Source organism: Sphingobacterium sp. SYP-B4668 (assembly GCF_027627455.1).
Lineage (GTDB): Bacteria > Bacteroidota > Bacteroidia > Sphingobacteriales > Sphingobacteriaceae > Sphingobacterium.
The window spans coordinates 5,287,918-5,308,451 of record NZ_CP115483.1 but is presented as its reverse complement, the minus strand read 5'-3'; the positions used below and the strand labels follow the sequence as shown (position 1 = coordinate 5,308,451).

Annotated in this window: 12 protein-coding genes; 8 read left to right on the top strand and 4 right to left on the bottom strand. The window is 41.2% G+C overall.

The window, feature by feature from the left end:
- Complete coding sequence (gene polA / locus OQ289_RS21585) at positions 1-2,793, bottom strand: DNA polymerase I (protein ID WP_270088776.1); 2,793 nt, start codon at positions 2,791-2,793, stop codon at positions 1-3.
- Positions 2,794-2,910: 117 nt separating this feature from the next.
- Here polA and rsgA point away from each other — a divergent pair, with 117 nt between their 5' ends.
- Complete coding sequence (gene rsgA, locus OQ289_RS21580; RefSeq protein WP_270088775.1) at positions 2,911-3,831, top strand: ribosome small subunit-dependent GTPase A; 921 nt, start codon at positions 2,911-2,913, stop codon at positions 3,829-3,831.
- A gap of 1 nt (position 3,832) precedes the next feature.
- Here the strand turns inward: rsgA and OQ289_RS21575 are convergent, their stop codons facing one another.
- Positions 3,833-6,238: a hypothetical protein gene (locus OQ289_RS21575; protein ID WP_270088774.1), complete on the bottom strand. Its 2,406-nt coding sequence runs from the start codon at positions 6,236-6,238 to the stop codon at positions 3,833-3,835.
- Positions 6,204-7,244 carry a hypothetical protein gene (locus OQ289_RS21570; protein ID WP_270088773.1) on the bottom strand — a complete coding sequence of 347 codons (1,041 nt, stop codon included), beginning with the start codon at positions 7,242-7,244 and terminating at the stop codon, positions 6,204-6,206. Before OQ289_RS21570 ends, OQ289_RS21575 begins: the two co-directional genes overlap by 35 nt.
- Before the next feature lie 114 nt (positions 7,245-7,358).
- Between OQ289_RS21570 and OQ289_RS21565 the strand changes: the two genes are divergently transcribed.
- From OQ289_RS21565 to OQ289_RS21550, 4 genes are all read left to right on the top strand, one after another.
- On the top strand, positions 7,359-9,131 hold the full coding sequence (locus OQ289_RS21565) for a hypothetical protein (protein ID WP_270088772.1): 1,773 nt from the start codon (positions 7,359-7,361) through the stop codon (positions 9,129-9,131).
- A 3-nt stretch (positions 9,132-9,134) separates the two neighbouring features.
- Complete coding sequence (locus OQ289_RS21560; RefSeq protein WP_270088771.1) at positions 9,135-10,913, top strand: TrkH family potassium uptake protein; 1,779 nt, start codon at positions 9,135-9,137, stop codon at positions 10,911-10,913.
- 178 nt (positions 10,914-11,091) lie between these two features.
- Entirely contained in the window at positions 11,092-11,778 is a 687-nt protein-coding gene (locus tag OQ289_RS21555) for a potassium channel family protein (RefSeq protein WP_270088770.1), read from the top strand.
- A gap of 227 nt (positions 11,779-12,005) precedes the next feature.
- The gene (locus tag OQ289_RS21550) at positions 12,006-14,477 is read left to right on the top strand and encodes a YfhO family protein (RefSeq protein ID WP_270088769.1); all 2,472 of its coding nucleotides are present in this window, start codon (positions 12,006-12,008) and stop codon (positions 14,475-14,477) included.
- Between the two features lie 42 nt (positions 14,478-14,519).
- Here the strand turns inward: OQ289_RS21550 and OQ289_RS21545 are convergent, their stop codons facing one another.
- Positions 14,520-15,116 (bottom strand): ribonuclease HII, encoded by a 597-nt coding sequence (locus OQ289_RS21545; RefSeq protein WP_270088768.1) that lies wholly within the window; start codon positions 15,114-15,116, stop codon positions 14,520-14,522.
- Between the two features lie 370 nt (positions 15,117-15,486).
- Here OQ289_RS21545 and OQ289_RS21540 point away from each other — a divergent pair, with 370 nt between their 5' ends.
- From OQ289_RS21540 to OQ289_RS21530, 3 genes are all read left to right on the top strand, one after another.
- A complete protein-coding gene (locus tag OQ289_RS21540; RefSeq protein ID WP_270088767.1) occupies positions 15,487-16,221 on the top strand; it encodes a hypothetical protein in 735 nt (244 codons plus the stop codon).
- Between the two features lie 29 nt (positions 16,222-16,250).
- Positions 16,251-19,037: a TonB-dependent receptor gene (locus tag OQ289_RS21535; RefSeq protein WP_270088766.1), complete on the top strand. Its 2,787-nt coding sequence runs from the start codon at positions 16,251-16,253 to the stop codon at positions 19,035-19,037.
- A gap of 147 nt (positions 19,038-19,184) precedes the next feature.
- Positions 19,185-20,420, top strand: coding sequence for a M16 family metallopeptidase (locus OQ289_RS21530; protein WP_270088765.1), 1,236 nt, complete (start codon positions 19,185-19,187; stop codon positions 20,418-20,420).
- Positions 20,421-20,534 lie beyond the last annotated feature (114 nt).

Sequence of the window (20,534 nt, the reverse complement as noted above, 5' to 3'; positions counted from 1 at the left end):
TTAGTGGGCTTCAAGCCAGTTGTTACCTTGTCCTACCTCGACCTCTATCGGGACTTGCAATTCTATCGCGGTCTTCATTCGGTTTTCAATCAATGTTTTGAAACTCTCCACTTCCTGTAGGGGTACATCGAAGACCAACTCATCATGCACCTGCATAATCATTTTCCCCTGTAAGCCCTTGGCCTGAATATCTTCCTGTATCTTTATCATTGCGACTTTAATAAGATCAGCAGCCGAGCCTTGAATCGGAGCATTAATCGCATTTCGCTCTGCAAATCCACGGACCGTCATATTGGCCGAATTGATATCCCTTAAATAACGTCTTCTCTTCAAGATTGTTTCCACAAATCCATTTTCTTTGGCCGATTGAATTGCTTCTGACATGTAGGTTTTGATACCTGAGTACTGGTCAAAATACTGTTCTATAATCTCTGCAGCCTCTTTACGAGGGATGCCTAGGCTTTGTGATAATCCGAAGGCCGACTGTCCGTATATAATACCGAAGTTGACAGCCTTCGCATTACGGCGTTGCTCAGATGTGACCTCCTCCAATTCCACTCCATATACCCTTGCTGCCGTAGCTCGGTGGATATCATGTCCAAGTTGAAAAGCTTCCAACATATTTTTGTCTTGACTAAGCTCCGCCATAAGGCGAAGTTCGATTTGAGAATAATCCGCCGAAAGAATGACATGACCCTCAGCCCTTGGGATGAATGCCTTTCTCACCTCTCTACCCCGTTCCGTCCGGATTGGTATATTTTGGAGATTGGGATTCGTTGAGCTTAAGCGTCCTGTAGCAGCCACTGCCTGGTTATAGCTAGTATGGATTAGCCCTGTGTGTGGATTGATAAGACTCGGGAGTGCATCCACGTATGTAGATTTAAGCTTTTGAAGCTGCCGGAAATCCAGTATATCTTGTACGATGTCAGACTTATGTGCTAGGGCCAGTAGGACATCTTCACCAGTTTTATATTGGCCCGTTTTCGTTTTTTTTGCCTTCGGGTCTAGTTGTAATTTATCAAACAAGATTTCTCCCAATTGTTTTGGCGAAGCGATGTTGAAGTTTGCGCCAGTTTTTTCATAAATGGTTGATTCCAACGTCTTGATGTCAGTTTCCAGCGTTTTGGAAAATAGCGAAAGGACATCTATATCTACCTTTACACCATTTTTTTCAATTTCGGAAAGCACATATACAAGCGGGAATTCGACCTGTTGAGCCAGTTCCAATGTAGAGGTTTCCGCCAGCAAAGGCTTAAATTTTTCCTTAAGCTGCAACGTAATATCAGCATCTTCAGATGCGTATTCTTTCACCAGACTGATTTCTACGTCGCGCATATTTCCCTGTTTCTTGCCCTTTTCTCCGATTAATTTCGTGATTGACACGGGGATATAACCGAGGTAGTTTTCAGCAAGGATATCCATTCCATGCCGCGTGTCTGGATCAATGAGGTAGTGTGCCAGCATTGTGTCAAATAGCTCCCCTTTCACTTGCACACCATATCTGGACAACAGGAGAATATCATATTTTAGATTCTGCCCTATTTTTTCAATCTGCTCATTCTCCAGCACAGGCTTGAAAATTTCAACTATCTGTAGAGCCTCTTCACGAGAAGGAGGTGTAGGCACATAGTAAGCCTTGCCGATTTCAAAAGCAAAGGAAAGCCCTACGATATCCGCAATCAAAGCATCTATACCTGTTGATTCAGTATCAAAGCAGATGCTTTTTTGAGCCGATAGAAGTTGGGCGAGCCCCTTTTGGGCAGCGATGGTATCCACCAGCGTATACTCATGAGGAGTATTTTCTATATTGTTACTGGCAGTTATAGTAGGTTCCTCTTGTGAGAGTGAAATTTCTGCAGTTGGTGGCGCACTGAAGAGATCCATTTGTCCAGACGAGGAGCGGCCATTATCAGCCACAGAAAAATCCTCTCCAAATACCCGCTTGCCAAGCGTTCTAAATTCAAGTTCGGCAAATAAAGGCTCTAGCACCTCACGATTCGGCATTTCCAGCTCTAACGACTTTTCATCAAACGCTATCGGTACGTCCAGTTGTATCGTCGCTAAGCGCTTCGAGAGCAATCCCTGTTCCGCAAAATTCTCAACGTTCTCCTTCATCTTGCCTTTTAACTTATCCGAATTAGCGATGATGCCTTCTACAGAACCAAAGTCTTGAACAAGCTTTTTAGCTGTTTTTTCGCCGATTCCAGGTATGCCTGGGATATTATCTACAGCATCACCCCATAAGCCTAGAATGTCTATCACTTGGAGCACATTTGAGATTTCCCATTTGGCCAATACTTCCGGTACCCCTATGGTCTCGGCGCCATTGCCCATCCTCGCAGGTTTATATATAAATATATTGTCCGATACCAATTGAGCAAAATCTTTGTCCGGTGTCATGCAATACACTGTAAAACCGTTTTGTTCGCCCTCTTTTGCCAATGTCCCGATGATATCATCAGCTTCATATCCATCCATAGTGATGATCGGTATGTTGAAGCCCTCGATAAGTTTAAAGATATAAGGAATCGACGCCGAGAGGTCCTCCGGCATCTTTTCGCGATGAGCCTTATAAGATTCGAATTCTAGATGTCTATTGGTGGGTGCTTCTGTATCGAAGACAACCGCGATATGGGATGGTTTTTGATTTTTTAATACCTCTAGGAGCGTATTGGTAAACCCCATGATCGCACCCGTATTCAAGCCATTCGAAGTTAGCCTTGGTGTCTTACTCAGCGCAAAGTACGCTCGGTAAATGAGCGCCATTCCATCTAAAAGAAATAATTTTTTCACAAAATCTTATTTAGCAGTGTACACACAAAGGTAATAAATTCAATACGTCTTCAGATTAATAAATTTTTACGACTTTTGTAACATGAGAGAATTAGGTTTTGCCATTTTAAGACAGATATGAGAGGATTGGTAACTAAATCGACCGGTAGTTGGTACCAAGTTGAGGGAGAAGATGGCACTCGCTATGAATGTCGGATAAAAGGAAAATTTAGGACCCATGATATTAAGACCACCAATCCAGTAGCAGTAGGCGATTGGGTCTCTTTTGAAGTCGAGCCCGGACAGGAAAGCGCCGTAATTACCCATTTGGAACCTCGTCGCAACTATATTATTCGACGCTCTATCAATTTATCCAAGCAGACCCAGATTATTGGAGCAAACTTGGATCAAGCAGTCTTAGTAGTCACCCTCGCATCACCACCGACATCCTTAGGTTTTATCGATCGTTTTCTGATTACGGCAGAGGCCTACGGTATTCCTGCAGTTTTGGTTTTTAATAAACTGGATTTATTCAGTGACGAAGGACTCGATATACTTAAAGAATACGAACATATATACGAGTCCATTGGTTACCCGTGTTATGAAGTTTCTGCTTTGGAAAATATCAATGTTGACCAACTAAAGGAACTCTTAAAAGATAAAGTAACGCTTGTCTCAGGTCATTCAGGTGTCGGCAAGTCCACACTGATCAATGCGCTGATTCCCGATGCCTATCTCAAGACGGGAAGTATTTCCGACTGGTCCGATAAAGGAAAGCACACGACTACTTTTGCAGAAATGCTAGATTTACCCTTTGGGGGCAAGCTGATTGACACCCCTGGTATTCGAGAGCTCGGGATCGTCGATATACAAGCAAATGAACTTTCTCATTTCTTCCCAGAGATGCGAGCATTATTGAATCAATGTAGGTTCAATAACTGTAGGCATATCAATGAACCGGGCTGTGCAGTCATGGAGGCCGTTGAATTGGGGCAGATTGAATCATCCCGTTACGACAGCTACCTCAGCGTCTACCGTAACGAGAATAGTCGAAATTAAATTAGTTGATAAAGTCTCTTAAATATGAGCAAGCCCGCATAGCTGATTGATAGAATTCTGTTTGAGCATATCCCTTTTGTAATTCCGCAAAGTATTTGTTGTGCACACTATATTGGTAGAAAGGTGATTGAGAGAATATTTCGTAGTATGCCCACCTTCCTTCCTGTGGGTATACGAATTCTTTCTGTTCGCATTTTGCCAGCATAAATGTACACCTCGCCCTAAATTCTTGGTTCTTACTTAAAGATCGTGCCTTCTCATACCAAACCTTGGCCTGTCTAGCTTGTAGATAGTCATACTCCCAACCCAATTCAGGTTTGCTGTGCGCGTCCGTACTGCTCCACTCATAGCTCACCATCATCCATGAATTTCCAAAAGTAGAGGTTTGATAGACTCCATTGGCCATCATAAAGAAGATATTTGCCAATTTGTCAAGATCCTTTTCCGCATTTGCTTTCTCCTGCAGTTGGAGCATCTGCTTGGCGAAGTCCAATTTATAGTATGGCTGACTGCCCCTATCTTTAGGGTAATCATTGTTCATCGTTATAAAAGGCTTAGCGTACACCTCTTGGTCAGCATAGTAGTCGTTGAAAGACTGGTATACATACGTTTTGGGCAGTTGCTTAAGACTCTTTACTGCATTCGCGTAATCATGTATTCGAAGATAAGCCGTCCCTAGGAGCTCCGTGAGGGCATTCTGGTCAGTCTTGGTAATTCCGTCTAATATATACTTTGTGACGCCCTGTTGTTTTTCCGGGCTTTCTAGATAGTCTCGTATCTCTAAGATAGATTTTGGACTCAGGTATTTCTTCCAAAAAAGCTCCGTACCATACGAAAAATTCTTTTCTAACGTATCTTGAACAATACCGTGATTACTAAATACATCCGCTTTTAGTGCAGATAAGCTTGCCATTGCCGTGTCCCCCTTGGCCAGATATTGCGGCACGAGTATATTACTTAAGATATTCTTTCCAATGAGACTGTATGGTGCATCCGCAAAGTATGCCGAATAGTAATCTCGGGGATTATCTTTCCCCGTAGCTTCAGTCTTCGATTTTTCGGATAGCCATGCCAAGGTCTCGACTAGACCTTCTTGATGGACAGTGGCATCTTTTTGCCAATCCGTTAATTGGGTCAACATTTTGTTGACTTGATATTGGTCCGATTGTGGGGATGCCAGTTTGTTGATATCAATCCGTTTGAGTAGTACTTTTGCCTCATCATTATTTCCCTGTAACCAACTGATATAACTTGCCGATAGTACGCCTAGCCCTTTCTGCTTGCCAGAGAGTTTTAATGCAAAATTTTTAACCTCTTCAGCATGTTGAGTCACCCTATCCTTATCTTCTTGTTGAATATAGAGGTTATAGTTTGGCCAGCTCAGGGAATAGGGCGTAATCAGCTGTCCCTCGATTTTATTGATTTCGCGGGTTAGAAGCATGCCTATCGCTTCATTTCGTTTATCCAAGTCGAAGCAAGTCTGTAAGTACTCCATCGTCATGTCAGACGTGGAGAAGCCTAGAATTGCAGCCAAGCTGATTCGGTCAGCATTCGTCGTCGTGAGTGATTCGACTTCATCTATCGGGACGTCTATATAGTTAAAGTTTTTATAGGCCAGTACCCTTCTTTCGGGATTCGAGCTGAAGACTTTAGCATACAAGAAAGCCGCCTCTGCTAGCTGTCCATTCCATCGCTTTGCACCAGCATAGTTGGACATTGCCCAGCCCATTACTGCACTTTTAGAGTGAGTAGGAGCGATGTAATGTTCATAGATGCTCATCGACTTCTCATATTCCTTTGCATACAAGTATAGTCTGGCCGCTTGATAGGCATATCGCAGTTTTAAGAAACGGTCCCCCTGCACTGTTCCTATTTTTTCCTCCGCTTCTTCCGCTAATGATAAGATTTCCGAATAATTTACTGGCGAAGGGTCCCAATAATTATAGGGTATGAAAGTGAGATACTCAGCCTTTTTTGTAAATAAAAAATATGCTTTTGCGTTCGAATATTTTTTCTTTAATAACGTCTGGGCAAAAGTATTTTGAGCCACCGAGTCTGCTAGGTGTTCAACTCCGATTGCTTGGTTCAATGTCGCGATGGTAAGACTATCAGCTTGATACATCAAGAATTGGATATCCTCTTTTTTCACTCTTTTCCCCAAGTAGTCTCTCCACTCGTCCAAGTTGATTGCCGCTTCACTTTGCGGTTCATTTTCAGTATAAAGGAATTTGTAAGGTATATATTGAAAGGCAGAATAGCTACCAGTCTCAATATTAGGTAGAAAATAAGTCGTTTGGTTGTCATACGGGTCTATTTCAGGACCGCAGGCTATATTGACAGCTATTTCGCCGAAATAAGCCGCGAGAAAAAGACTAAAGAATATCAACGATTTTTTGTAGGACATCATTAGGATAGCTTGTTATTATTGTTTTATCTAAATGGTAGAATATAATCTTCCGATCTTCATTTTTCAATTCTCTCTTCAAAAATGACGCCGTTTTCATCAACTCTTGCTGACTAATGGTTTCATATCGGATAATATCATTTTTCAATAAACCCTTTTCCGGAAAATCCTCTCGTAGTACATATAGGTTGGTATTTGGATTATGAGCGAATAAAGCTTTGTTTTCGAGGTCCTCACGGTCTATTCTTTTGGAAATCCCAGCATATTCCTGATTGCGAAATACCACAAACCACTCAAATAGCGGAAGCGCCACATCCAGTTTTAAAGGATAGTTGCCGAGATGATCTTTGAGATACAGGTGGAGGTCCTCTTGGTTTAATATTGAGTTTTGTGGACCAAACTTTCGGAGATTGCCCATATTGTAGCACATTAAGGTGGCTCGAGATACTGGCGGTATCCCACTGCTTTTGATGTTCTTGATTTGATGAAGTCTTAAAGTCGAAGTTACCTCCACATTGGCCAATTCGGGAAAAGTCTTCATGAATTCGATGAGGTAGAAAAACTTATCTCTAGAAGAAGTCGTCCAGTCACAGTCCAGCTGCAGTTCGTTAAAGGAATTTGCCCCGCTTTGTTTGACCTTTTCACGAACAAACGGAACGATTTTATGCGCTAAGCTCCTGATGCCTAGGCTGTCCATGTGTTGAAATATCTTCGTGTTGATAAATACTACTGGTACCATGCCTACGTCTGGAGGTAATGTATCTGTAAAGCTTATCGGCGAAATTGGCACGGCTTCTCGCCCCATCATGTCCATATCTATGTCCATGATACGCATATAGAGTTTTTTAACACCCAAATGTTGTATATTCGTTTGCAGGAGGGAGTCTGATGCGTACGTTGTTTTCCAGTAGTAAAACGAGGTTTCTTTATGGTGTCGTTGACATCCCGTCAGTGTGACCAACAATATAATAGCAAAGGACAGATAATTTCGGAGAAGGGTATAACTCATTATTGCATAAAATTAAGATATTTACCTTAACAAGCACAAAAATAGTACTTAGTAACAAAACATAATATTAGCGCCGTTGTTTTTATATCAGATTAACTTAAATTGTTCAGAACAATGAGACCAGTTTGGAAATGGGTTATAGGAATAGTTGCGTTTATCATCATTGGGTTGATGAGTGCTACGTGGTACCTCAGTACACGCTGGAAACCTATCGTTGAAGATCAACTTAAAGAGGCCATCAAAAATGCTAGCGATAGTCTTTATACATTAAAGTATGATGATTTAGATATCAGCTTAGGATTGGGGAATGTAATCGTTACCAATGCTGAGCTCATTCCTGACTCAACAATCTACAAAGAAATGGACCTCCGAAAAGAAGCCCCTAATAATAGGGTGCATATCAAGGTCTCCAAGATTAAGATACTCAATTTTAGTATTCGCGAAATATTGGTTAATAAGAAGTTAAAAATAAAGACAATAGCATTTGAGAGCCCAAAGATACATCTCATGAATGAGTTCCATGCCTATAATGATACCCTGTCCACTAAGCCTCAGAAAACACTTTACGAAAGTGTCAAGAAATTCTTAAATGCTATACAGGTCGGCGGGGTCGAAGTGGCTGATATCGACTTTAAATATAGTCAACTCGATAAAGGAAAATCGACCAACATGGAAATCAAGAAGGTCAATCTTAAAGTGCGTGATGTCCTCATTGACTCGACATCGATAGATGATTCCGCTCGATTCTATCATACCAAGATGATAGATTTGGAGATTCCTGAGTTTGAATATACCCTCCCCGGCGGACTTTATAAGGCCAAGTTTGAAAAATTGAAGATCAATACCGAAGAGCAAAATATATTGTTGACCAAGGTCTCTTATGCTCCAGCACTCAAAAAAGAAGCTTTCTATCAAAAGAAAGGAAAAGGCGGAAGCATCAGCACCATTCAATTTGATACCTTACGGTTGGAGCAGTTGGATTTTAAAAGTCTCATGCGTAATAAGCAGGTTATTGCAAGGCGTATGCAAGTAAAGAATGGTTCCGTACGCATTGCTGCGGACAAAAGATTTCCAGGACCTCCGACAAGTAAAATCGGACAGGCCCCTCATCAGCGCATTCTGCAGATGAAAAGTTTGATTCGACTAGATACTGTTTTTTTAGAGCATGTTGACGTGACCTATTCCGAATTTAGTAAAAAATATATGCGTGAAGGCTCCATTTCCTTCAATCAGGCCCGAGGATATTTGACAAATGTGACCAACGATTCTGTGGCTCTTGTCAAGAATAAATGGATGCGGGCAGATCTCTTTGCCAAAGTGATGGATAGAGGGGTCTTACATGTCAAGTTTGGGTTCGATATGCTAAGTAAAAATGGTGAGCACACCTATAGTGGTAGTCTTGGAGCAATGAATGCAACAGCATTCAACCGAATTTTAAGACCACTCCTCAACGTAGAAATTGCCTCAGGCAATATTCAAAAGATTGAATTTGATTTTCAAGCCAATGACCATCGCAATTGGGGTACATTTAAGTTTGATTATAATCATTTGAAGATTAATTTGATTGAATTGGCCGAGAAAAAAGCTTCGACCAAGTTGGCCGTTTCCTTTCTCGTCAATAATATTCTGCTGAATGACAGCAATCCCGATGCGAATAAGATCTATCATGTGGGACATGTCAACTATAAACGTGTAGCGCAGCACACATTTTTCAAGACCCTTTGGCAAAGCTTGCTTGCAGGTATTAAGGAGTGTGTAGGGATGAGTCCTGAACGGGAGGCCAAATTAATGGGCACAGCGGAGAAGGCTACAGGCACTGTAAGCAAGACCAAAACATTCTTTAACAAGCTATTTAAGAAGAAGGATAAAGAAAAAGATAAGAAGTAGAGGATGTTAAGTTTCTTAAAGTTTATTTTCAAGTATAATAATCGGGTTGTAGATATCATCATGTTTTACGTGAGCATGATTTGTGCTTTTGCCGTTATTCTCCACGTGGGATATATTACTGACGCCAAGCTTGCCAACATTTTCGAGAATGTCATACATGCCATGTTTTATGGTCTTTTTACATTAGAGACCTTTCAGACCTTGTCCTCTATTTTGGTCCAAAAGAAAGTCAAAATTCAACATATCGCTGGATTGACAATTATCGTTTATTTCTTTGTCATCATCATTGCTAGACTTTCTGGTAGTGAGTCCTTATCCTATCTAAGGCAGGAAGAATGGGTATATCTCGGCATTTATCTTATATTTTTGTCCGCTTTATCCAAGAATAGTCTCTTCTTTGATAATTTCTATTTCAACCCTACCATTTTATTTGTCATCAGTTTTTTAGTTTTCATTCTGATAGGCACGTTGCTTTTGATGTTGCCCCGAACCACACTTGTAGCCCCCCTCTCCTTTATTGACGCCTTATTCATGGCGACGAGCGCCGTATGTATCACCGGGTTGTCTGTCACCGATATTTCGACCAATTTTTCGATGTTTGGGCAGACCGTTGTTCTTGTTCTGATTCAGGTCGGAGGGCTTGGCATCATGACATTTACAGGTTTTTTTGGTTATTTTTTCTCAGGTGGATTTTCCTTTAAGAACCAATTGATGTTTGGTGAGATTCTTGAAGAGAATAAGCTCAATTCGGTGATTAGCACTTTGCTTACCATTATCTTCATTACGTTACTTTTTGAATTTATTGGAGCCATTTCTATTTACTTCACCCTAGATGCTCGGCTATTCGATTCTGTCGGCGAGCAGATTTTTTTCTCCGTTTTTCATGCCGTATCTTCGTTTTGTAATGCAGGATTTTCTATTTTGGAGAACGGTATTCAACATACGGACTATCGCTATAATTATAACTTTCAACTAGCTTTGGCGATGATTTTTGTTTTTGGCGGGTTAGGGTTTGGGACTGTTTATAATTTTTATACCTACACCAAGACCAAGCTCCAGGCACTATTCTATAAGATTGTTCTTAAACGTAATTTTGTCCACAAGCCTTGGACATTTAGCTTCAATTCGAAGTTTATTCTTATCTGTAACTTAGTTGTAGTAGTCCTTGCGACGAGTTCCTACTTTTTATTTGAGTACACCAAGACCTTGAATCAAGATCATAATCTATATGGGAAGATGGTATCCGCTTTTTTTATGACAAATGCCTCCAGATCGGCAGGGTTCAACAGTATAGACCTTAATTTTTTAAGCGGCCCCACCTTGATTATGATCACCTCTCTGATGTGGATTGGAGCTTCTCCTGGTTCGACAGGAGGGGGAGTCAAGGTAACGACAGTTGCCATCGCTATTCTCAATATTTTCTCCTTAGCCAGAGGTAAGGATTCTATCGATTTATTTAGACGGCGCATTATTCCGGAATCTGTTAATAAGGCTTTTGCTATCATTCTACTTTCTGTTTTGACAATTGGATTATCTTTTGTGTTACTTAATTTTTCTGACCCAAGTAGGAGTATGAAGGAGCTGCTTTTCGAAGCCGTTTCTGCCTATACCACTTGTGGACTTTCTTTGGGCGTGACCCCATCTTTAAGTCCAGCAAGTAAAATCATTATCATTACCACCATGTTTGTTGGACGTGTGGGCACGCTCACCTTACTTGTGGCCTTTATTAAAAATATCCGAAATCGGAATTATGTATATCCGAGCGAAAAAATTCTATTTTAGTGTTTAGGAAGACATCCTATTAGCAGTTGCGGACAAAATAATATCATTTAGAGATGAGAGCTCTCATCAACAACTAAAAAACAAATAATTAGATGAAACCGAGAAGTGAATAATATTGACACGAAGGACAATATTATTGACTCGAGCTCTCATCAACAACTAAAAAACAAATAATTAGATGAAATATATAGTATTGGGATTGGGACACTTTGGACGGTCATTAGCCATTCATCTTACTGAACTGGGGCACGAAGTAATCGGTGCTGATCGAAATATTGCCATTGTCGAGCAACTCAAAGATCGAGTCACACACACCGTTTGTATGGATACGACCGATCGAGAGTCCGTTAGCTCTTTACCGTTGCGGGATAGCCATGCCGTTATTGTAGCGATTGGCGAAGACGAGGGAGCCTCCATGTTGACCACCGCACTTTTGAAGCAGCTTCACGTGAAACGCATCATTGGACGAGTCGTTTCGGATCTTCAAAAAACCGTGATGGAAGCCATGGCTATTGATGAATACATTATGCCAGAAGAAGAGGCTGCAGAACGTTTGGCGATGAGGCTGGACAATGTGGATATCGTGGATTCTTTCAAAATTTCGGACAAATATAGCATCGTCGAGACGAAGGTACCACCCAAATATGTTGGCATGACATTGCAAGAAGCCAACTTGACCAATACTTATGGCGTTATTGTTCTGACAACAGTCAGCCAAAACGAGGTCAATGAAAAAGGCAAGACGGTGTTGGTAAAAGAAGCTACGGGCATTGCAAAATCTGATACTTTGCTCAGAGAGGCTGATATATTGGTGCTATTTGGCGAGTTTTCAAATATCAAAAAACTGATTCAAAAAGGAGAATAATAGACACCTAGAGCGTTTATATTTGCGAAAAGAGGATTTAGGCAGACATATCGCCTAAATCCTTTTTTTAATTCTAGCGAATTTTAAAATGATTTGTATATTTTTGAGCCTTAATCATTAAATACAACCTATTTAAAGAACAAATGAAACGATCATGATTTTTCAAACCACATAGTGGCAGAATACATCTGATAGCTTCAGCACCTACTAAAGACAAATTTATACGGATGAAAAATTGGTTTAAGGAAAACGCGGTACACTTTGCGATTATTGGAATATTCATCGTCCTGGTGTTTTTTTATTTCACACCGATCTGGCAAGGGAAGACCTTGGCGCAGCACGATGTGCTACAAGCAGAGGCAAGTCAGAAGGAGCTTTTTGATTATAGGGCAAAAGATGGCCATGCCCCTAATTGGACAAATTCCATGTTTGGCGGTATGCCGACATATCAGATTTGGGCCGAACACAGTAGCAATGTCGGGACATATATTTCCAGAGCGCTCAAGACGGTCTTTCCTACCCCCATTGATGTGGTGTTGCTGTATCTTTTCGGGGCATATTTTCTCTTTTCCGTACTCCGTGTTAGGCCATGGTTGGCTGCGGTCGGAGCCATAGCCGTAGCATTTACGTCCTATAATTTCATTTATATTGAAGCAGGGCACGTCAATAAAGCCTATGCCATTGCCTATATGGCTCCCATTATAGGTGCTATTATTCTCTGTTATCGAGGTAAGTATTTACTCGGTGGGTCTATTTTGGCGCTGACCATGGCTTTAGAGATACGGGTCAATCACATTCAGGTCACTTACTATCTTTTCATAGCGCTTTTAATCTTGGTTGGCATCGAATTGTATCATGCTATCAAAGAAAAGCGAATAAAAGGATTTCTACAAGCTACCGGCGTACAAGTCATTGCTGTAGCCTTGGCTATTTTGGTCAATGCTTCGGTTTTGTATCCCACCTATGAATATAGCAAATATTCGACTCGAGGAAAGGCGAATATAATTAAAGTCGATGAGACCAATGAGCAGAAAGGCCTAGATCGCAGTTATGCTTATGATTGGAGCCAGGGTGTCGGTGAGACTATGACCTTTTTGATTCCAAATGCTTATGGAGGTCGTACACAAGGTGTCTTCGACGAAAAATCCAATGTCGCTAAGCTTTTCGAATCTAAAGGAACCCCCACAGTACAGGCTGCCCAGATAGCGCGTCAAATGCCGTCATATTGGGGCGAAAAGCGGATTACCGCTGGACCATGGTATTTCGGGGCTGGAGTATTATTCCTCTTTATATTGGGGCTCTTCGTTGTTAAGGGGCGGATAAAATGGTGGATATTCAGTGCTACCGTACTTATTATTTTCTTGTCCTTTGGACGCCATCTACCATTTATATCGGATTTATTCTTCGATTACTTTCCGATGTATAACAAGTTTAGAGCCGTAGAATCCATTCTGGTCATAGCTGCTTTGTTGATTCCTGTATTAGCTATTTTGTGTGTAAATGAATTACTTAATCAGACAGCTGAGGATAAAAGCATACAGAAAAAAACCTTATATACTTTTATAGGAATTGGTGGACTTTGTCTATTGGTTGCCTTGATGCCTGATATGTTTTTAGCCCTCCGCAATTCGAACCATCAAGCACTAGTGGATGGGCTGACACGGGAGATTGGTGATCGCGCCCTTGCCAATGAGACTGTTACTGCTATTGTGAAGGATCGTGCGGCTCTCGCTAGTAAAGATGCATGGCGTTCTTTATTTATTGTCGCCATTACGTTTGGTCTAGTCTGGTTCTTTTTAAAGAAAAAACTTAGTTATGCAGTTCTTGTAGCAGGCTTAGGAATTGTGTTTTTGACAGATCTTTGGTCGGTCGATAAGCGTTATTTAAATGACGATTCCTTTTCAAATCCATCTACAGCTCGTATTGCTGAGCGAGAAGTTGATCAGCTCATCCGTTTGGATGCAGATCCAAGCTATCGTGTATTAGATTTGACGACCAGTGCATTTTCGGATGCCACTGCCTCTTACTTTCATAAGAATTTAGGTGGATATCACGCTGCCAAAATGATGCGGTTTCAGGAAATTCTAGAACATCAATTCAATGGAGCGTTAAACGAAGATGTTCTCGACATGTTTAATGTACGTTATTTGATTACAGCAGACCCTTCCAATGGGTCGCAAAAGGTGGTGCGGAGAAGCACAGCACCAGGCAATGCTTGGTTTGTGGAGAAGGTCACGTTTGTCAAAGACAATGCCGAAGAGATGCAAGCTATTGGTAGCTTTGATCCTAAAAAAGAAGCTTTTATCAATCAAGAATTTAAGGATAGGATAGATGCTAGTCGCTTAGGAAGGCCAACCAATTCAACCATAGCATTGACCTCTTATCATCCAGATACCTTGAAGTATGAGTACTCCGCTCCAAATGATGCACTTGCCGTGTTCTCAGAAGTGTTTTATGAAAAAGGATGGAAGGCATATATTGATGGAAAAGAAGTGCCCATCATTCGTGCAGATTACATCTTAAGAGCATTGCAAGTACCGGGTGGTAATCATAAGATTGAATTTATCTTCGCTCCACAATCGGTTCAAGTCACCAATCTTCTTTCCGCGATAGCCTCGGTAATTTTGGTATTGGGATTACTTGGCGCCGTATGGATTGCAGTCAACAATCAAAAAAAGAAGAATATAAAGACCAAATAAGTATTTAAAGGACTCATTTGTACAAATAATATCGGAAGACCTTTAGAATAACTTGAGCTGCGGATCGGTTATTCTAAAGGTTTTTCTGTGATGTGGGGTCAGCCCGTGTTCCAAGACCGCGTTGCGGTGCTTCACTGTCGGGTAGCCTTTGTTTTGTAGCCAATCATACGTTGGATATTCCGCCGCTATATTCATCATGTATTCGTCCCTATAGGTCTTTGCTAAGATTGATGCCGCCGCAATAGATAAATACTTCCCGTCCCCTTTGATAATACACGTATGCGCAAGGTCTGGGTAGGGAATGAATCGATTACCATCCACAATAATGTACTCCGCTTTGATCTCTAATTGGTCAAGCGCTCTATGCATGGCCAAGTACGAGGCATTGTGGATATTGATTTTGTCAATTTCCTCCGCAGATACGCTAGCCACAGCATATGCAAGAGCCTCTTTTTCAATGATTGGGCGCAAAGCCATTCTTTTTTTTTCGCTCAATTTTTTGGAATCATTGAGCAATTCATGGTGATAGTTTTTAGGAAAAATGACCGCAGCAGCAAATACTGGACCTGCTAGGCAGCCCCTTCCAGCCTCATCGCACCCTGCCTCCACTAAGAGATCCTGAAAAGTAGATAATAACATTTTATTTAGATTAAGGGTCAAAGACTTCGTTATTACGTGAATTAAGGGCTAAGACGTGTGTACAATTATTTCGTCCCTTTCCTCCAAATCCTTCCGTCTTTGCTCCAAATTTTGCCTCAAACTTAGATAAAATGCCTTGTATTCACGAGTATCTAAGCGAAAATAAATACGTAAGGATAGCTTTTCTCCGCAACTCTGACATCTCGAGATATGGGTTTTCATACCGTTTTCCTCGTGTAACTTCTCTGTGATTAACATGCATTTACACTTATTAACACTTCTTATCTGTTGTTTTGTAACAAATATGAGGACTTATCAAACCTTCGCTGTTTGTTTTCGTCCATACCATATCCATTACAGAATAAACTATATGAGAAGTGTCCTGTTGCTATCCCTAATCTGTCTGACTTCAACAATCGTTCATGCGCAGAAAAAGTCTAAGGATGTTATCCTTCCTATCCCACGTGTTAGCGGATTGGTGCTGGATGCTGACTTAAGCGATTGGAACAATAGACTTCAACCCGTGGATCCTGATTCCTCTTGGAGTTATGCAGTCGCTCGCGATGAAACCCATCTTTATACCAGTATACGTATTAAGGACAAAAATCTGCAACGAGAAGCTGTTCGGCTGGGCCTTACATTTGGTGTAAACTTGACTGGAAAAAAGAAAGAAGAGGCCATGTTAATCTATCCCCTTGCCGATAGAGAGGATATACGTGAATTTGCACAGACGGGAGAGCACAAAGGGAAAGATACCCGCAAACTTTTAATCAATACCGCCAAAGGGTATCATGTAAAAGGTTTTCCAACCGTAGTGGATGGTAATCTATCTTTTCAAAATAGTTATGGAATCATTGCCCGCATGGAAGTCGATGCACAGGACAACCTATGCTATGAAGCTGCGATACCTCTAAAGCAACTTAACTGGAATTCCGATCAGAGTGGGGTTGTCGCGATTCAACTGCGTGTAAATGACATGTGGTCGCTGCTCGATAAAAAGGTGCGCCAACGGACCAATGCTGTCGCTAGACCCTATGGAGGGCAACAGCAGGCTAAGAAAAATAATAAAATACAAACCGAAGTCTGGATATTGACTTCTTTATAATACCTGGACTAATACTTATCACACTTCATATGCTTAAACATTGTTCATCCATTTTTATTCTCTTTTGCTTCACGATTTTGACCACTTTCGGACAGACGAATAAGACCGTTCAGGGATTTTTACGGGACAAAAAATCTCGGGTAGTCGCTGGTGCATCGGTGACCCTCGTGTCGGATAAAGACTCCGTCTCGACGAGTTCGTCGATGGCAGGTCTATATTCTTTTAACAATATCAAGGGCGAAAAATTTAGGATTAAGGTCAGCAGTATCGGCTATGAACCTTTTGAAAACGAGTACACGTTCACGACAGGTCAATCCAATTTGACTATTCCCAGTTTCGAATTGATTCCGATGAGTACCATGCTCGAAGAAGTAGTGGTCGATGGGGTCCCAACGGTGGTAGTCAAGACTGACACGTTGGAATACACCACGCGCAATCTTAAACTGAGAGATGGGGCATTAGTAGAAGACGCATTGAAAAAACTGGAAGGTGTCGAAGTGGATAAAGATGGCACGGTGACCGCGCAAGGCGAGCAGATTAAGCGTATCCGAATCAATGGTAAGGACTTTTTTGGTGGAGATGTCAAGACGGCTACTCAAAATTTACCCGCTGATATCATCGAGAAGATTCAAGTAATCGATGATTATGGTGATATGGCTAATCTGACAGGTAATAAAACCGGAGATGCGGAGAAAATCTTGAATATCCAGATCGATCCCGAGAAAAACAATGGATATACCACCATGTTGCGGATGGGTTATGGTACTGACGATCGGTATCAAGCTACGGGAATGTTTATGAAAATGAAAGAAGGCATGCAGATTTCTGCTATTGGTAACTTGAATAATATCAATGCTCCGCTTTTTGATTTCAACACACAGGGAGGCGGTGCTCGAAGACGCCAAGGTGGTGGTGGGTCTCGAGGTGGTGGTATGTTTGGCGGATCTAACGGAATCACCAATACACGGTCCTTCGGTTTGAACTACCGTCAGGATTTCAATGATAAAGTGACCGTATACGGTAGTTATAGCTTTAGTCATGACGATAACGATGTGATATCTTCTAGTTTAAACAAATTCACTTATCCAGACTCCGTGCTGAATAGGAATACGGAGTCGACCACTAATACAATAGGTAATTCGCACAGATTGGAAGCCAATCTAGAGTGGAAACCTACACAAAACGATTATATTAAGATCACTCCCCAATTGTCCTATGGCAGGACAACGACGGATGGCTACAGCTATAATGAAAATTTGCTGAACGATGTCCTCTATAATACCGAAGCCAATACTTCCAACAGTATTGCAAAGAATCCTAATCTAGGGTTCAGTGGCCTTTACAATAGGAAATTAAATGATAAGGGGCGGAATATCTTCTTCAATATGAATATCAATTCATCAGGAACGAAGCAAGATCAAGATCGTATTATTGAAACATTGGTCGGTGATCCCAACAATGCCAATATGACGATGGATAGCTTGTATCGAAAGACATTATTGGAGCTTGACAATAAAAGTTGGAATGGAGGCGCAAGCCTATCCTATATCGAGCCAGTAAGTCAATTTGGAAAGATTGAGGTTTCTTATGATTACAACGTTAATACGTATGACAACAATCGTACTCAGGAAGCCTTTAATGAAGATGGGTCTTCTTTGGAAGATGATATTTATACCTTCGAGCGCGTTTATGACTATTCGTTCAGTACCCACCGCTTCGGTGCCAATTACAATTTTAACAACGACAAGATTAAGTATGCTATTGGTGCCTCCGTCCAACCTTCTATTCTCGATGGAGAAGCGCAAGTCGATGGTAATACTATCAATATCAACCGCAAAGGATTCAATTTTATCCCAATAGCTCGTTTTGAATACAAATTCAATCGTCAAAAAAATCTTCAAATCAACTACTCTGGAAATTCAAATGAACCTTCCATTACACAGATACAACCCTTTACAGACAATTCCAATCCCACAAGTATCGTCACCGGTAACCCCGATTTGGCTGCCGAATTTCGCCACAATCTGAGGTTTCGGTACAATGCTTCAGATTTCCAGAAAGGAAAGACGTTTTTCGTCATGCTAAATGGTACATTGACACAGGATAAGATTGTTTCCAATAATCTAAGAGCGAGGGATCCAGAACTGGGTATCATACAAGAGATAAATTATTTAAATGAAGATGGCGCATTTAGTTTAAACAGTTTCTATCATTATGGACGTTCCTTTAAGAGTAAGACCTACAATCTAAATTTTATGGGTGGCATTGGATATAACAACAACCCTTCCTATACCGACGGCGAATTAAATCTTGCTAAAAACTGGACGTTGAACCAAGGCGTAATGTTTCGATATAACCCTTCTGAAAACCTGGAAATTGGCCCTGGTTTTAGATACTCTTTAAATCACAACAACAATACCCTTAACAATCGTACTGTCGTGATGCAGTCTTATGCCCCGACCTTGATAGGGTCCGTCAATATTTCGCCAACTCTAATTTTTGGTGCGGATCTTTCTAAGACCTTTAACGACGGGAACGCTTATAGTGAAAATCCCTTTATTATCAATACCTACGTCGAGAAGAAATTTTTGAAGGCCAATCGGGCAACGCTAAGGTTGCAGGCCTATGATTTGCTGAATGAACAGACTAATATTTCGCGAACCATCAACGATATTCAGATTACTGATAGTCGCACCAATAGATTAGGGCGCTATTTCATTCTGATGTTTACGTACAAACTGTCCAAATTTGCAGGTGGAGTAGCTCCGCAGGAGGATAGCGGTTTCCCTGGTGGAATGCGTAGACCTCGCATGTAGTCGCAAATAAGTTCGCTACAAAACGGTTGCGGTAGGATACACCGCAACCGTTTTGTTTTATATTACGTAGCTTTGCATCTTTATTACTAATGAACACTATTCCTGAGATAGATAGTGTACTCGCCCAACACAAATTGAATACAGCAAATGGAATATGAGATTATTCGTTTATCAAATGGTATAAGGGTGGTATTATACCCCCAGTCCACACCCATTACGCATACTTGTTTGATTGTAAATGCAGGGTCACGGGATGAGGAGGAGGGTAAGTTTGGCGTCGCGCATTTTATTGAACATCTACTTTTCAAGCAGACAGAGAGGCGGAATACCACTCAGATTCTTAACCGCCTTGAGGCAGTGGGGGGAGATTTGAATGCCTATACTACAAAAGAATATACATGTATCCATGCGTCCATATTAAATCCTTATTTAAGTCGAGCATTAGATTTATTCGAAGATTTAATTTTTCATTCTACCTTTCCCGAAGTGGAAATGGAAAAGGAAAAGGGCGTCATCCAGGATGAAATGGCCTCTTATTTGGACAGTCCCGAAGATGCTATAATCGATGATTTTGAAGATTTGATGTTCGCAGGCTCTGGCCTTGGGCATAATATTTTGGGAGTAGAAGAGCAATTGGTAGGATTGAATATAGAAGATATCAGACAGTTCATCCAACGCAATTACAGTACCCACGAGATTGTTATTGGAATCACAGGTGACTATACGCGAACATCTATAGAACGAATGGTCGAACGTCTATTCGGGAACATTGCTTCTACAAAAGGAGTACGTCAACGGGAGGGATTATACACTGAAAATACACAGCATCTAGTATCGGCAAAGCCTATCAATCAAGTGCATTATATGTTAGGTAGGCAGGCCTACAGCATTCGTGACGAACGAAAGACAGGCTTGCTATTACTCAATAATATGTTGGGCGGATTGGGAATGAGCTCGATATTGAATCTCTCCATACGCGAGAAACATGGGATTGCCTATACCATCGAGTCCAACTACACTATGTTTTCGGATACCGGTATATTTTCTATTTATTTAGGGACAGATGAAGAGAAGGTGAAAAAAGCGAAATCCCTTGTTTTTAAGGAACTGCACAAGCTTCGTAGTAGGGCGCTCTCTGCAAGTCAGCTGCAAAAGTCTAAGGATAAATTCAAGGGACAGATTGCCCTCGCCGAAGAGAATCGCATGAGCATGATTATCGCCGTCGCTAAAAATGTACTGGACTATGATCGTGTGGTGCCTTTGGAGGAAGTCTTTTACAAAATAGATCAAGTGACATTGTTGCAAGCACAGGAGATTTGTGCAGATATTTTTGACCCTGATAAGATGTGTTCCTTGAGTTTTATACCTACGGACGAGTCCTAAAATCTATTTCTTTTCGAATTAATCCTTTAATCCATTGTGTGGCTGATTTGCACATGATAGGGTACAACTTGGGTTTAATAGGCATATAAATAGGGATTTAATACGGATATAATG

Coding starts and splice junctions, on each gene's coding strand:
- OQ289_RS21570 (WP_270088773.1), bottom strand. CDS start 7,244: ATGAGTTATACCCTTCTCCGAAATTATCTGTCCTTTGCTATTATATTG.
- OQ289_RS21555 (WP_270088770.1), top strand. CDS start 11,092: ATGAAATATATAGTATTGGGATTGGGACACTTTGGACGGTCATTAGCC.
- OQ289_RS21540 (WP_270088767.1), top strand. CDS start 15,487: ATGAGAAGTGTCCTGTTGCTATCCCTAATCTGTCTGACTTCAACAATC.
- OQ289_RS21575 (WP_270088774.1), bottom strand. CDS start 6,238: ATGATGTCCTACAAAAAATCGTTGATATTCTTTAGTCTTTTTCTCGCG.
- OQ289_RS21530 (WP_270088765.1), top strand. CDS start 19,185: ATGGAATATGAGATTATTCGTTTATCAAATGGTATAAGGGTGGTATTA.
- OQ289_RS21560 (WP_270088771.1), top strand. CDS start 9,135: ATGTTAAGTTTCTTAAAGTTTATTTTCAAGTATAATAATCGGGTTGTA.
- OQ289_RS21565 (WP_270088772.1), top strand. CDS start 7,359: ATGAGACCAGTTTGGAAATGGGTTATAGGAATAGTTGCGTTTATCATC.
- OQ289_RS21545 (WP_270088768.1), bottom strand. CDS start 15,116: ATGTTATTATCTACTTTTCAGGATCTCTTAGTGGAGGCAGGGTGCGAT.
- OQ289_RS21535 (WP_270088766.1), top strand. CDS start 16,251: ATGCTTAAACATTGTTCATCCATTTTTATTCTCTTTTGCTTCACGATT.
- rsgA (WP_270088775.1), top strand. CDS start 2,911: ATGAGAGGATTGGTAACTAAATCGACCGGTAGTTGGTACCAAGTTGAG.
- OQ289_RS21550 (WP_270088769.1), top strand. CDS start 12,006: ATGAAAAATTGGTTTAAGGAAAACGCGGTACACTTTGCGATTATTGGA.